This is a genomic window from Hymenobacter siberiensis, from assembly GCF_018967865.2.
GTDB classification, from domain to species: Bacteria; Bacteroidota; Bacteroidia; order Cytophagales; family Hymenobacteraceae; genus Hymenobacter; species Hymenobacter siberiensis.
Window position 1 is genome coordinate 2,509,946 of the sequence record NZ_JAHLZY020000001.1, and the last position, 14,092, is coordinate 2,524,037.

13 protein-coding genes are annotated in these 14,092 nt (G+C 61.5%); 6 read left to right on the forward strand and 7 right to left on the reverse strand.

Going from position 1 to position 14,092, the window contains the following annotated elements; translation table 11 throughout:
• Nucleotides 1-8 precede the first annotated feature (8 nt).
• The 3 genes from KQ659_RS11150 to lepA all read right to left on the reverse strand — a co-directional run bounded on the left by KQ659_RS11150 (nucleotide 9) and on the right by lepA (nucleotide 3,647).
• Nucleotides 9-590 (reverse strand): 7-carboxy-7-deazaguanine synthase QueE, encoded by a 582-nt coding sequence (locus tag KQ659_RS11150; protein WP_216690687.1) that lies wholly within the window; start codon nucleotides 588-590, stop codon nucleotides 9-11.
• 202 nt (nucleotides 591-792) lie between these two features.
• Nucleotides 793-1,704 (reverse strand): bifunctional 5,10-methylenetetrahydrofolate dehydrogenase/5,10-methenyltetrahydrofolate cyclohydrolase, encoded by a 912-nt coding sequence (locus KQ659_RS11155; RefSeq protein WP_216688728.1) that lies wholly within the window; start codon nucleotides 1,702-1,704, stop codon nucleotides 793-795.
• Between the two features lie 155 nt (nucleotides 1,705-1,859).
• Nucleotides 1,860-3,647: a translation elongation factor 4 gene (lepA, locus tag KQ659_RS11160; RefSeq protein WP_216688727.1), complete on the reverse strand. Its 1,788-nt coding sequence runs from the start codon at nucleotides 3,645-3,647 to the stop codon at nucleotides 1,860-1,862.
• 346 nt (nucleotides 3,648-3,993) lie between these two features.
• On the opposite strand from lepA, the gene KQ659_RS11165 reads away from it, so the two are divergent.
• Nucleotides 3,994-5,553 (forward strand): L,D-transpeptidase scaffold domain-containing protein, encoded by a 1,560-nt coding sequence (locus tag KQ659_RS11165; RefSeq protein WP_216688726.1) that lies wholly within the window; start codon nucleotides 3,994-3,996, stop codon nucleotides 5,551-5,553.
• Nucleotides 5,554-5,937: 384 nt separating this feature from the next.
• Nucleotides 5,938-6,636, forward strand: a complete 699-nt coding sequence (locus tag KQ659_RS11170) for a Crp/Fnr family transcriptional regulator (protein WP_168672799.1) — start codon at nucleotides 5,938-5,940, stop codon at nucleotides 6,634-6,636.
• A 57-nt stretch (nucleotides 6,637-6,693) separates the two neighbouring features.
• On the opposite strand, the gene KQ659_RS11175 is transcribed toward KQ659_RS11170, so the two are convergent.
• From KQ659_RS11175 to KQ659_RS11185, 3 genes are all read right to left on the reverse strand, one after another.
• Entirely contained in the window at nucleotides 6,694-7,587 is an 894-nt protein-coding gene (locus tag KQ659_RS11175) for a universal stress protein (RefSeq protein ID WP_216688725.1), read from the reverse strand.
• 123 nt (nucleotides 7,588-7,710) lie between these two features.
• The gene (locus tag KQ659_RS11180; RefSeq protein WP_216688724.1) at nucleotides 7,711-7,902 is read right to left on the reverse strand and encodes a hypothetical protein; all 192 of its coding nucleotides are present in this window, start codon (nucleotides 7,900-7,902) and stop codon (nucleotides 7,711-7,713) included.
• Between the two features lie 306 nt (nucleotides 7,903-8,208).
• A complete protein-coding gene (locus KQ659_RS11185; protein WP_216688723.1) occupies nucleotides 8,209-9,630 on the reverse strand; it encodes a BON domain-containing protein in 1,422 nt (473 codons plus the stop codon).
• A 469-nt stretch (nucleotides 9,631-10,099) separates the two neighbouring features.
• Here KQ659_RS11185 and KQ659_RS11190 point away from each other — a divergent pair, with 469 nt between their 5' ends.
• On the forward strand, nucleotides 10,100-10,945 hold the full coding sequence (locus KQ659_RS11190) for a hypothetical protein (protein ID WP_216688722.1): 846 nt from the start codon (nucleotides 10,100-10,102) through the stop codon (nucleotides 10,943-10,945).
• Between the two features lie 84 nt (nucleotides 10,946-11,029).
• On the opposite strand, the gene KQ659_RS11195 is transcribed toward KQ659_RS11190, so the two are convergent.
• On the reverse strand, nucleotides 11,030-11,947 hold the full coding sequence (locus tag KQ659_RS11195; protein ID WP_216688721.1) for an AraC family transcriptional regulator: 918 nt from the start codon (nucleotides 11,945-11,947) through the stop codon (nucleotides 11,030-11,032).
• 325 nt (nucleotides 11,948-12,272) lie between these two features.
• Here KQ659_RS11195 and hxlB point away from each other — a divergent pair, with 325 nt between their 5' ends.
• The 3 genes from hxlB (at nucleotide 12,273) to KQ659_RS11210 (ending at nucleotide 13,984) form a co-directional block, all read left to right on the forward strand.
• Nucleotides 12,273-12,857 (forward strand): 6-phospho-3-hexuloisomerase, encoded by a 585-nt coding sequence (hxlB, locus tag KQ659_RS11200; RefSeq protein ID WP_216688720.1) that lies wholly within the window; start codon nucleotides 12,273-12,275, stop codon nucleotides 12,855-12,857.
• Between the two features lie 56 nt (nucleotides 12,858-12,913).
• Nucleotides 12,914-13,546, forward strand: a complete 633-nt coding sequence (hxlA, locus tag KQ659_RS11205; protein ID WP_216688719.1) for a 3-hexulose-6-phosphate synthase — start codon at nucleotides 12,914-12,916, stop codon at nucleotides 13,544-13,546.
• Nucleotides 13,547-13,639: 93 nt separating this feature from the next.
• Nucleotides 13,640-13,984 (forward strand): hypothetical protein, encoded by a 345-nt coding sequence (locus KQ659_RS11210; protein WP_216688718.1) that lies wholly within the window; start codon nucleotides 13,640-13,642, stop codon nucleotides 13,982-13,984.
• Nucleotides 13,985-14,092 lie beyond the last annotated feature (108 nt).

Below are 14,092 nucleotides of genomic sequence, written 5' to 3' on the forward strand. Positions count from 1 at the left end.
ACGGTAAGCTAGGGAATGTCGAGGTATTTATGAGTCTGGAGCGACACCTGCCAGCGCGGGTGCTGCTTCACGTAGTCAACCAGCTCGGGCGTCATGCGCGCGGCGCGGCTCCACTCGGGCTGCAAGTATAGGCGCGTGGTGGCCGGAACCAACGCCGCGTGTTCCTCAGCCCATGCAAAATCGTGCCCATTAAATACAACTACCTTCAATTCGTGGGCAGCAGCCAACACTTCGGGCAGCGGGGCCTTGAATTTTTTGGGCGAAAGGCACACCCAGTCCCAGGTGCCGGAGAGCGGGTGCGCGCCCGAGGTTTCGAGCCAGGTGCGGCAACCAGCCGCCTGCAATGCGGCCGTAAGGAGCTCCAGATTATGCATCAGCGGCTCGCCGCCAGTAATGACCACATCGCGGCCGGGATAAGCCAGCACGGCTTCTACGAGCTGCGCTACCGACTGGCGGGGGTGCGCGTCGGCATCCCACGATTCCTTCACGTCGCACCATACGCAGCCCACGTCGCAACCGCCCAGCCGGATAAAATAGGCGGCCCGGCCGGTGTTATACCCTTCGCCCTGAATGGTATAGAACTGCTCCATTACGGGCAGCAGCGTTCCGGCGGGCACAGCCGTCACATCATCGGAAGATGCAATTAATTCAGAAGTAAGTAACGTCACGGGTATTATTACAAAAAACCTCAGGAAGCAAAGCAACCCGAACACCAACTATAGGACACGCCGTTCCCAAGGCCGGACTTTAAAAGTACGCCAGGAGCTAATTATAACCAAATATTCCTAAGAATCAGCCGGCTGGGTGCGGGTATATTTCGCCCTTCGCGGCCCGTAGCGTGTTCAGCAAAAGCATGGCGATGGTCATGGGGCCCACGCCGCCGGGCACTGGCGTGATGGCCGAAGCCAGCGGGGCCACCTCGGCAAAGTTCACGTCGCCCTTCAGGGTATAGCCGCTTTTTTTGCTGGCGTCGGGCACGCGGGTGGTGCCCACGTCAATCACCACTGCGCCGGGCTGCACCATGTCGGCGGTCACGAACTCGGGGCGGCCGATGGCGGCCACCACGATGTCGGCCGTCCGGCATATTTCAGCCAGGTTCTGAGTGCGCGAATGGCATAAAGTAACCGTGCAGTTAGCCGTATCCAGGTTCTTGGCCAGCAGTATACTAACCGGAGTACCAACGATATTGGAACGACCGATAACCACGGCGTGCTTGCCGCTGGTTTTGATACCCTGGCGCGCCAGCAGCTCCACAATGCCCGAGGGCGTGGCGGGCAGCAGAGCCGGCAAACCGGCCACCATCCGGCCGATATTCATGGGGTGAAAACCATCGACATCCTTCTCGGGGCGGATGGCTTCAATGACCTTTTCGGGGTTGATGTGGGCCGGCAGCGGGAGCTGCACAATGAAACCGTCAATCTCGGGGTCGCGGTTCAGCTCATCTACTTTGGCCAGCAGGTCGGCCTCGGTAATATCATCTTCGTAGCGCAGCAGCGTGGACGCAAAGCCGACCCGCTCGCAGGCCAGCACCTTGTTGCGCACGTAGGTTTCGGAGCCGCCGTCGTGGCCCACGAGGATGGCGGCGAGGTGCGGCACCTTCTGGCCGGCGGCTTTCAGGGCGGCCACTTCGATGGCGATTTCGGCTTTGATGTCCTCGGCGGTCTGCTTGCCGTCGATGAGGTTGGAGGTTGTTACGGAAGTCATAAGGGGATTATGTGTCATCCTGAGCACAGCGAAGGACCTTATCACGCCTTGCACCGCATGTTGTTAGCAATTCTGACGAAAGCGGCCGTGATAAGATGCTTCCTTCGTCAGCATGACAGGCATAAAAAAGGCGGCCCGAAAGCCGCCTTTTCAAATCAATCAATCTTAAGCACTGCCAGAAAGGCTTCCTGCGGGATTTCGACGGAACCCACGGAGCGCATCCGCTTCTTGCCTTCTTTCTGCTTTTCGAGCAGCTTGCGCTTCCGCGAAATGTCGCCGCCGTAGCACTTGGCAATTACGTTTTTGCGCAGGGCCTTCACGGTTTCGCGGGCGATGATTTTCTGGCCAATCGAGGCCTGAATGGCGATGTCGAACATCTGGCGGGGCAGCAGCTCGCGCAGCTTTTCGCAGAGGCGGCTACCCCACTGGTAGCTCTTGGAGCGGTGCACGATGGCCGACAGGGCATCGACCTTTTCGCCGTTCAGCATCACGTCGAGCTTCACCATGTCGGCTTCGCGGAAGCCAATCAGCTCATAATCAAGCGAAGCATAGCCACGGCTGATGGTTTTGAGCTTGTCGAAGAAATCAAATACGATTTCGGACAGCGGCAGCTCGAAGGTCATCTCTACCCGCTCGGAAGTGAGGTAGGACTGGCCCTTGATGATACCGCGCTTGTCCATACACAGCGTGATAATGGGGCCTACATACTCCGCCGCCGTAATAATCTGCGCCTTGATGAAGGGCTCTTCAATGAGCTTAATCAGGTTGGGCTCCGGCATTTCCGACGGGGCGTTGATGGTCAGGAGCTGGTCCTTGGTGCCGATGGCGTGGAACTGCACGCTGGGCACGGTGGTGATGACCGTCATGTTGAACTCGCGCTCCAGGCGTTCCTGCACGATTTCCATGTGCAGCATGCCCAGGAAGCCGCAACGGAAGCCAAAGCCCAGGGCCACCGACGTTTCGGGTTCCCAGACCAGCGAGGCATCGTTGAGCTGCAGCTTCTCCATACATGAGCGCAGTTCCTCGTACTCGGTGGTTTCTACGGGGTAGATACCGGCGAATACCATCGGCTTCACATCAGCAAAGCCCTTTATAACTTCGGTGGTGGGCCGCGCCACATGGGTAATCGTGTCGCCTACCTTCACCTCGCGGGCTTCCTTGATGCCCGAGATGAGGTAGCCCACGTTGCCGGCGCTCATTTCCTGGCGCGGCTCCTGGTTCAGGCCCAGGATGCCAATTTCGTCGGCGCCGTACTCTTTGCCCGTGGCCATAAACTTCACCTTGTCGCCTTTGCGCATGGTGCCGTTTTTGATGCGGAACAGGACTTCGATGCCGCGGTAGGAATTGAAGACGGAATCAAAAATCAGGGCTTGCAGGGGGGCTTCCGGGTCGCCTTTCGGGGCCGGAATGCGGTCGCAGATGGCATTGAGGATGGCTTCGATGCCGATGCCGGTTTTGCCGGAAGCGTGCAGAATATCGCCGGGCTCGCAGCCAATGAGGTCCACGATTTCGTCGGTCACTTCCTCGGGCATGGCGTGCGGGAGGTCGATTTTGTTGAGTACGGGGATGATTTCCAAATCGGCCCCGATGGCGAGGTAGAGGTTGGAAATCGTCTGGGCTTCGATGCCTTGGGAAGCATCCACAATCAGCAGTGCGCCTTCGCAGGCGGCGATGCTGCGGCTTACTTCGTAGCTAAAGTCGACGTGGCCGGGCGTGTCAATCAGATTCAGCGTGTAGATTTCCCCTTTGTAGGGGTACTGCATCTGGATGGCGTGGCTCTTGATGGTGATGCCGCGCTCGCGCTCCAGGTCCATGTTGTCGAGCAGCTGGGCCTGCATGTCGCGCTTGGCCACGGTGCTGGTGAATTCCAACAGGCGGTCGGCCAGGGTACTTTTACCGTGGTCGATGTGGGCAATGATGCAAAAGTTGCGGATATTCTTCACAGATATTTCTTAAGCTGGGCTGCTGGCGGGGCGGTTGAAACTCGGGGAAGCTGACTGGCCGTTGCCCGGCTTTCCGCTACCCTAGTACCCGTTTTACTAGCTTGAGCCTGCAAATTACGACCAGAATAACTAGTCTGCACGATTTGGCCTGGCGAGGGACAAATTCCGGGGCAGCTGCCGGCTTCGGGACTCGTTTTGGAGCGCGGATTTTGCGCGGCGCAGTGCATCGCGGCAGCCGGGCTGGCCAGATGAGAAATCTCATGCCTTGCCATGACGTTCATCACAGCATTGCGGGGGCGGACCCACCACCTTTGCCAGCGGTCATCCTCACCCTACCCCCCTGAATATGCGCCCGTTAAAGTCCATGCTGCTGGCGGCTTCACTGATGGCCATTCTTTTCGGGCTGACCAACGCCGACCGGCTGGCCGCGCCCCGTGCCCCGGCAACCAATTACCCGGCCGACTCGCTGACCGGCCGCATCCAGCGCCTGCTGGCGGTGCCGGCGGCCGAGCGGACCTTACCGCTGGCGTTGGCCGATGAACCAGCCGTGCAGGCATTTTATACCCAGCGCCAGCACTCGGCAGCCTGGTGCGCAGATGCCGGGGCCGGGCCGAAAGGCCGGGCGGCGCTGGCGTTGCTGACCCAGGCCGGCGACTACGGCCTGACGCCGGCGATGTACCATGTGCCCCTACTGAAGGTGCTGACCGATTCGCTGGCGCAGCCGGCCGGCACGGCGGGCCAGGTGGCCCGGCAGGCCCGGTTCGACGTATTGCTGACCGATGGCGTGGTGCTGTTTGCGCGGCATTTGCGGCGGGGGCAGCTGCACGCCTTCACGCCTTCGCCGCTGGAAAAAGCCGGGGCTCCGTTTGAGCCGGCGGCCTGGGTGGCCCGGGCGCTGGCTGCGCCGGGCTTTGCGGCGGCCCTGGTGCGCTGCCAGCCACCGCAGCGCGAGTACCAGGAGCTTCAGCAGGCGCTGGCACGCTGGCGGCGGCAGCCCGCCACTGGTAAAGATGCCCCGGCCCACAGCCGGCGCAGCCAGCAAATGGCCCTGACGCTGGAGCGGTGGCGCTGGGAAGCCATTCCCGGCAGCGAATACCTGCTGGTGAACCTGCCGGCTTATCAGCTAGAAGTGGTGCGCAAGGGCCGCGTGCAGCTCAGCCAGCGGATTATAATTGGGCGGCCCGACCGGCCCACTCCTACGCTGAACAGTCGGGTTACGTCTTTCACGATTGCGCCCGAGTGGAACGTGCCCCACGGCGTAGCAGTGCGCCACATTCTGCCCTACCTGAAGGCCAATGCCCGCTACGCGCCGGAGCAGGATTTCTTGGCCAACAACAACTACCGGCTCTTCGATGCCCAAGGCAAAGCCGTGAACCCGGCCACCGTGAACTGGCAGCGCGTTACGGTGACGAACTTCCCTTACACCATTCGCCAAAGCCCGGGCTGCGGCAACCTGTTGGGCAACATCATCTTTCGATTTCCGAACCCCTACGGCCTGTACCTCAGCGATGCCCCCGAGCCCGGCCAGTTTGCGCACGCCTACCGGGCGCTGGAGGAAGGCTGCATGAAGCTGGCGCGCCCCATGCACCTGGCGGCCTACCTGCTGGGGCCCGACAGCACCAGCGCCGCGCTGCCCACCGAAGCCCAGTGCACCGCCAATCCGCAGCCGCGCACCATCTTTCTGAAGCGCCCCCTGCCGCTGCACGTGCGCTACGCCACCTGCGCGGTGGTGGCGGGTCAGCTGCGCTTCTACCCCGACGTATATGGCCAGGATGCTACCCTGCGCCGGCAGCTGCTGGCCATGCAGGCCGCCACCCAGCGCAGCGTTCAGACCAGCCTGCGCCAGCGGAAGGACGCGGCAGAAAACCAGCCCCCGGGCACCACCCTGGCCGGGCAACGGGAGTAGCGGTAGCTGTGTAGGGCCTTCGGTGGTTTTGTTGCTGGCTGAACGCTTCTGAGCCGTTTTTTAGCATGTATGGGGTGTAGAGACACGACACTTCGCGTCTCTACACCCCATACATGTATATGTGAATAGCTTCAGCAACCGATTGGAAACCAAGACCCAATATTTTCCGGCGTAACAAAGTAACGGGCCGCAGCCGTGCCGGGGTTTATCAGCCCAAATATTTCCCGATGTGCCTGAGGCGCTGACCAGGGCCCAAATTAGTGCTTAGCAGCGGGGAACGTGGGGTGCCACTGGCTTGGTGGCAGGCGGGAAACCATCGAAGTTTTATAATTATTATTAAAATTATATATATATATATTGCATTAATAATTATTAGCCGGTATCGTGAATTCATTTGTCCCACATCCCCCCCCGGATTGCCGCCACTGGGCCGATGCCCTACTGGCCAGCAACCAGCACATGGCACTAATTGAGGCCGCGAAAACGACTCATCATTATCAGCGCGGGCAGGTATTGTTTCGGGAAGGCGACCACGCGGCGGGGCTCTACAGCATCAACTCGGGCCATGTGAAGGTGACGAAAGTGGGCGGCGATGGCAAGGAGCAAATCATCCGGCTGGCCAGAGACGGCAACATTCTGGGCTATCGGGGACTGCTGGCCGGCACTGGCCACGCCGCCAATGCCCTGGCCCTCGACGAGGCCGAGGTGTGCTTTATTCCCAAATCGGTGTTTTTTCAGCTCATCGAGCACAATCCGGGCTTTGCTTTCTCACTGATGAAGCTGATGGCCAACGAGCTGGCCGAAACCGAGGAACGCATGCTGCACCTGGCCTACAAGCCCGTGCGCGAGCGCCTGGCAGAGGCCCTGCTGCTGCTGCTGCGCACCTACCAGCAACCGGCCGATGGCCCGCCCAGCTTCACGATTTCGCGCGAAGACCTGGCCGCGCTGGTGGGCACCGTGCGCGAAACCGTGAGCCGGTTCATGGCCGAGCTGAAGGCGGAAGGCGTGCTCAGCACCAAAGGCAGCAGCATCACCATCCTGGATATTAAGCGGCTAATCGAGATTTCGACCCTTTACGACTAGGCCCAGCCAGGGCCAGATGCCGCTGCCGTTGCCGTTGCGGGCCGCCACCACCAACCGCTAGACCAGAATATTATCGGCCGCGTGGTGGGCCTCGTGGCGGGGAGCCGCCGTGGATTCGGCGGCGGGCACGATGAGCACGGGCACGGGGCTACGGCGCAGCACTTCGGCTGTCACGCTGTGCGGGAACACCTCGCCGAGGTAGCTCCGCGGGCGGGCCAGCAGCAGCACGAGGTCGGCCCCCACATCGTGGATGGCGGCCAGAATGCCATCGGCCGGGCGGGCATACTGGTAGCCGCGCGACGCTACATCGGGCAGGCCCGTGGTCAGGCCACTAAGCTCCACGGCGTGCTTGGCCCGGGCATAGTTTTCATCGGCTTCGGTGCCCGATATGTGCACGATGGTGACGTGAGGGGCCAGCTGGTGCAGCAGCCGCTTCACCCCATCAATGGCTGGGGGCAGCGCAAAGGGCTCGCTGTCGGCGGCTATCAGCACGCGCTGGGGCGGGGCGGGGGCGGTCGTATGGGGCACCAGCAGCAGGGGCAGCTGCACGGCACGCAACAGCTCCAGCAGCATCAGGCTCACCTGGTCGGGGGGGGCGGCATCGGCGGCGGGCCGCTCCACCACCACCAGCGCCGGGCGGTGCTGCCGGGTGAGGGCCCGGGCCGCCGCCGGCAGCAGGTGCGGGAGGAGCGCCACCGTAGCCGGGGCGCGGAGCTGCCCGGCCAGCTGGGTCAGCCGGGCCTTAATGCCGGGCGCATCGGCCAGCTCCTGCGGCCGCCAGCTTTCTCCGGTAAAAATATGGGGGTCGCAGAAGGAGCCGTGGTTGGCGTGCAGCAGCAGCAGGTGGGCCCCTACGCCGCCGGCCAGCTCGTCGGCATACAGCACGGCGCGCTGCGCCTCGGAATAAACGCTGGTCAGGACAATAAAGGAGAGTTGCCGGGGCGCTTTCATTGCGGGATGGGTTATTGAAGCTGTTCAGGGAGCCAAAAAGCTGGTCGTCCTGCGCTTGCTCAAAATGATAAACGGCAAAAATTCAACTTCCCGGGCAGCTTCATCACCACCGGATTTATCGGCTTAAAAAGAGCCGGCGTAAGCGCCCAGCGCGCCCGGATTGCGGGCCATGCCGGCCGCTTCGGTCAGCGTATCGTCGAGGCCATAGTCGATTTCGGTCAGGGGACGGGGCTCGCGGTAGCGCTCCGGGACCGGGTAGCTGGACGTAGCGGGGCTGCCGGCGGTGGGCGATTCGGTGGAGTGAGGGGACTGCACAGTGAATGAAAAAGCAGGGATTGGGATTGGGATTGGCGGCGACATGATTTGAAACGGGTTTGATAATAGACTTGTTGCGTAATGTTTGTGCTCAAAATCAGCCTATTACAGGTATGAAATCGCGCTAATTTTATTGGCAATGTGGCTTAGACGTTCTCTTTGCAATTTTTGTCGGTTTTTATTTTTGACATAATTAATTGATTATCAAGGCTTTTTGCTTCGCAACAACTCTAGTACGTTGATTAGCAAGTCATAGTCATGTCATCATACGCTTATATTTATCGGTTGATAATTGGTCAGCAGCCTTCAGTGCAGCGGCCGTAAGTGGTTGTTTACCTCGCGGGCTCCGCAGTCGCGGGCATCGGTGGCGGCGCGCTGGCGCTCCAGCCACGTATCCACGGGGCCGGTGAGGGTGGCACGGCCGTTGGCCACACGCACCTCAATTTCCTGGTCGTGCAGCAGCGCCGACCAGTAGAAATGCAGCCGGATGCGCTGCTCCAGGGCCAGGTCGGCGGCGGGGCCGGTGAGGTCGGCCGCATCATCGTCTTCATCGTCGGGTTGCGCCCGCCCCGGAACCACCCGCACGTGGTTTTCCAGGGCCACTACGCCGTTGATGCCGCTGGCCACTTCCGCCGTGCGCTGCTGGTCGAAATGCGAATCGACCGCGCCGCCCACCTGCACCCGGCCGTGGTGGCCGCTCACCTGCAAGTCGTAGCCGGCCAGGTAGGCATCGGCGGCCAGGGCCTCTCTCACCTGGTGCTCCATCACATCATCGGCTACGGGCGCGGCGGGGCTTACCTGCAGCAGGTTGCACACCTCCTTCACACCCAATACATTGCGGGCATCCTGGCCGGCGGCGCGGCGGGCGCGCAGGTTGCCCACCGTGCCGGTCAGGGTCACGGTGCCCTGCTCAACCTGCACGGTGGGCGCATCGGGCTGGCAGCGCGGGTCGTAGCGCAAGGCATCGCGCACGGCCTGGGCCACGGCTTCGTCCGGTTTCGGAGCAAACCGCTGGTGGCGTAGCGCCTTATCCAATGCCCACGGGGCTACCTGTAGCTGCGCGGCCTCCACGCTGGTGGCCCCGGCCCGGTAGGCGGTGGCCAGCACGTGGTCGAACTCGGCCGCCGTGCCCACGGTGCCGCTCAGGTGTACCACGCCGTGGTCGACGACGATATTCACGAGCGGGCTTTTCACGCGCAGGTCCCAGGCCAGACAATTGCGAATGTGGGCGGCGATGTCCTCATCGGCGGCCGTTTCCGGGCCGCCGCGCACCACCAGGCGGTTGTGCACATGGCGCACGCCGGGCACGCCGCGCAGGGCCCGCAGCACCAGCAGCTCTTCGGCCCAGGTCTGAACAGTGCCCTGCAGCACGATTTCGCCGTCGCTGGCGTAGCTGTGTACGTGGTAGCGGCGTACGGCGGGGTCGTTTTGCAGGGCCCGCACTACCCGGCGCTGCAGCTCGGCACTGGGCACATCGGGGGTGCGAATGGCCAGCTCGTTTACCACGCCGCGCACGCCGCGCACGGCTTTGGCCACTTCGGCCGCCCGCTCCCGCGCCAGCAGGTTGTCGGTGAAGCCGCTAAGCACCACAATGCCTTCGTGCGTGGCCACCTCCACCAGGTGCGACGTGACGCCTTTCTTGAGCATAAACAACAGCTCGATGGCCGCCGTGATGTCGGCATCGGCCAAATGCTCTTCCGTGCTAATCGTTGCGGGGGGACTTTTCATGGCGAAGAGATAGGAAAAGGGCAAATGGATTACCAGCTATGCGAGCAGGCGGGCTGCCGGCTTTTTTGCCAGCTGTCCGCCTGCTCGCATAGCCTCTCAATAGGCACCGGAGCGGGCCGGGGTACCACGACGCAGGCCAATGGCCAGCAGGCCAAGCACCAGTAGCAGGGAAAAAAACAGCGAGGGCGTAACCATAACAGGGGGCGTTAAAGGCCAGTAAAACAGAATTACCCGTAGGTTTTCTGACTACTGCAAGATGCACCCGGCGCCCCCTTCAATGCCGTGACAACTATCATATATTGCCATGATTTTAGTTATTGCGGCCCGCTGCCTGCGGTGGGCACCAGGCGGCTTTTTCGGTCCTGGCCGGGGCTTATTTAGCCGGGCAGCGGAGTGCGGCTGCGCAATTGCAGCCCAGCAGCTTAGTTTTGCTGATTCCCCAATTTTGCCCGCGTCAGTAAAGCTGCCCATGCACCCGGAAACTGCTACTACTTCCCTCAAAACCGACCCTCGCAAGTTTTACATCGTGGCCGCCAACGGCACAGCCCTGTATGTGCTGGCCTATTATTTTGTGTGGGGCCTGCACCAGGCGGCCAAGGTGGCCGTGTCGCACCACTTCCAGCTACACGGAATCTGGGACCCCAGCGACGTGCGCTATACCCTGGCCGATAACGAGTGGTGGCGCACGGCCATCGTTGGGGTATACGGCAGCGGGCCGGTGGTGTGCCTCGTGCTGGGGCTGGTGGCATTTCGCTGGTATTGGCGGGGCGAGCGGGCGCGACGGGGGCAGTTTAAGCTATTGCTGCTGTGGGTGGCTTTCCACGCCTGCAACGCCGTATTCGGGGCTTTGCTGGCCGATACGTTCACGCAATCGGGCTTCTGGTACGTGCCCGACTGGCTCCTACGCCTGGGCAATGTGATGAACGTGCTGCTGGCGCTGCTGGCCGGACTGGTGCAGCTGGGCCTGGGCTATTTCGGGGCCATTGCCTTCCTGCAGGCCCACGACTCGCACACGGTGATGCGCTACGCCAACCGCCGGCTCATGGTGGTGAGCACGCTCATCGTGCCCTGGGTGGCCGGAGGAATCTTCATTGCCCTCGCCAAAGTGCCCTACCTCACCGTGCAGGAAACACTGCACCTGGCCATGATGGGCCTGCTGGTGACCCCGCTGGCCCTGGGCTGCCTCAACGAAGTATTTTCCGAAACTGTGAAGCGCCCCCAGGCCACGCGCGTGGCCTGGGGCCTGGTGGGAGTGGCCATTGTCGTGGCCTTGACCTGGCGCCTGGCCCTAAGCCCACCGCTGACGTTTGGCTAAACGATAACTGCGTAACGAATGGCAGGTCCTGCCCTGCCGGTTTAAAAACTGGTGTTAACACACGCCAACCGGCGGGCCAGCGGCTCAGGCCAGGGCCAGCGTGCGGTATTCGGTAGGCGTCATGCCTTCGAGCTGCCGGAACATGCGGGTGAAATAGGCCGGGTTGTTGAAGCCGGCTTTGAAGCAGATGTCGGTGATGCTGAGGGTGGGGTTGCGAAGGCAGCGCTTGGCCACGCGCATGCGCTCCTTGATGATGTAATCCATGGGCGAGAGGCCGAACTCCTGCTTGAAGGCGCGGAAGAAATTGGGCTTGCTCATGTAGGCCTGGGCGCTCAGGTCCTCGATGCTGAGCTTCTCGGCAATGTTTTCCCGGATGTAGCTCAGGGTGTAGGCAAAGCGGTTGGAGGTGGCCAGCACCGCCACGTTGCTTTCGATGGCGTGCAGGCTTTGCAGCTGCATGAGGCGGAGCAGCAGCTCTTTCACGGCAAAGTCGGCCAGAATATCCTTGTTCTGCGAGTTATCGAACCCGATGCGGACCAGCTTGTAGATGAGGGCCGTAATCTCTTCGTTGTTATAGAAGTGGTAATTCGTGAAGCTGAAACTCCAGCTGTCCTCGGTTTTGGGGTAAAACTCGTTCAGGTAGTTCACCGTGTCGATGATTTGCAGCCGGTCGATGGCCAGGGCCACGCACTGCGTCGGGTTTTCGTCCGACGCCTCGGGAAAGTCAATCATCATCTTCAGATTGGGCGGCACCACCATCGTGTTGCCGGGCAGGTAGTGGAAGGCCTGCTGGTCGAGCAGGTGCATCACCTTCTTGCCGCGCAGCATGTTAGTGAGCACCAGGTCGCTGAAGGACTGCGCCACCTGGTCGCCGGGCACCAGTGTTTCGAGGATGCTCAGCTCGTACTTTTCCAGGGTTTGCACCCGGCGGTGGTCAATGAGGGTTGTCAGGTCCGACGAGTGGGTGAGCGGAATGTCGGGCAGCAAGTGGGTTGGCAGCATGAATATTGGTATCGGCTAAGACGGACGCTAACAGCTGAGCGGCCCGAATGGCTGCTGCTTTGATGAAGAAGCTGCTTCGCAAGTCGACTGCAGCCGACCTACCAGGCAGCTTCGAAACGACATAAGGGCCGACAACGCCTTTTGCTCCACTACGGAGCAATTCCGATGGGCAAAACCGGCATTTGATAGGATACTGACAGGGCAGGGCTATGAATTGCTATGATTCTGCAAACCCTCGTTTTGGGGCAACTCTACCTTTGTGCTACCCTTTCCGGACCGCCGAACCTGCGGATTATCCACGCCAAAAAGTAGCCAAACAACTCCGATGAGCGAACCCCAAGCCGAGCAGCTGAGCCAGGACCTGAAGCAGAACCTGCAGCTGCTCATCACCGAAAACCAGCAGCTCGCCGAGCGCATCGACTGGACGGCCGCCGCCGCCCTCGTCCCGCTCATTCGGCAGGCCGAACGGGTTTTTGTGGTGGGCGCAGGGCGCACCGGCCTGGCGCTGCAGGCCGCCGCCATGCGCCTGATGCACCTGGGCCTTAGGGTGTTTGTGGTGGGCGAAACCACTACCCCCGCCATCGGGGCCGGCGACCTGCTGCTGGCCGGCTCGGGCTCGGGTACCACCAGCACCATTGTGAAGGCGGCGGAGAAGGCCGTAGCCGCCGGAGCCCGGGTGGCCGCCATTTCCACCACGGCGGAGTCGCCGCTGGCCACGCTGGCCGATTTAGTCGTGCTGGTGCCCGCAGCCCAGAAGCAGGACCACGGCGGCAGCCTCTCGCAACAGTACGCGGGCAGCCTGTTCGAGCAGGCGGTACTGCTGCTCACCGATGCCCTTTTCCAAACGCTGTGGACCCTGGACGGCACGCCCGCCCCGGAGCTCTGGAAACGTCACGCCAACCTCGAATAACTATTCAATTTCCTTTCAATCACCTGTTAAACAACCTATTAAACCAGACGTTCACCATGGCTAAATTACAAGTTGCAATCGACCTCCTGACCACCAAAGAAGCCCTTGAGCTGGCAGCAAAAGTGGCTCCCTACGTAGACATCATCGAGCTGGGCACCCCGCTCATCAAGAGCGAAGGCCTCGCCGTTATCAAGGCCATGAAGGCTGCCCACCCCGACAAGCTGGTGTTTGCCGATTTCAAAACCGCCGACACCGGTGAGCTGGAAGCCGGCATGGCCTTCGGCGCAGGTGCCGACCTCGTGACCATTCTGGGCTCGGTGGATGATGCCACCATTATCGGCGCGGTGAAGGCCGCCAAAGAGCACGGCAAAGGCGTGGTGGTGGATACCATCGGCGTGAAGGACCGGGTGAAGCGCGCGCAGGAAGTGAGCAAGCTCGGCGTGGAATTCGTGGAGCTGCACGCCGGCCTCGACGAGCAGGCCCTGCCCGGCTACTCCATCCAGGTGCTCATCGATGAGGCCAAGCGTGCCGGCGTGCCCGTTTCCATCGCGGGCGGTGTGAACATCGACACCATTGCCGCCGTGAAGCAGGCCGGTGTGGCCGTAGCCGTAGCCGGTGGCGCCATCTACGGCGCCGCCGACCCCGCCGCCGCCGCCAAGGCGCTGCGCGAGGCACTGGACGCCGCGTAAGGCGGCTGCCTGACACAGGCATGAAAAGGCCCTGGCAAGTTGCCAGGGCCTTTTTTCGTACCTTGCCCGCTGAATTTTTCCCTTACTGCCCGTATGCTCCCCCCCTACCAACAAGCGTTTGTCGATACCCTTGACTTCGTACCTCCCAAAGAATATCTGGGCTATTTATTCACCACAGACAGCGGCTATGAATTTGGCGGGGCCTACTTGGTTGAGGCCGATGAATTGCTGCCATTCAATGCCGAATATAGTGCGAATGAGCATTATCCCGGCTATTTTCTCATTGGCTCGGATGGGGCCGGTGAGGCATTTGCCATTGCTAAAACCACCAGCAACTTCGTGCAGACACCTTTTATTGGCCACGATGCCGAAACGCCGGCCGTAGTCGGCCGAACGTGGCCGGAGTTTCTGGACTATCTGCAAACGGAATACTGCTAACCCGGCTGGAGACTTGCCCCGGCCGACCCCGCCGGGGCGTTTCCCGTACCTTCGTCTACGTTTTTCACCCTTATGGTCGCGGACTGAGAGTTCGCGCTACTCCTTAAT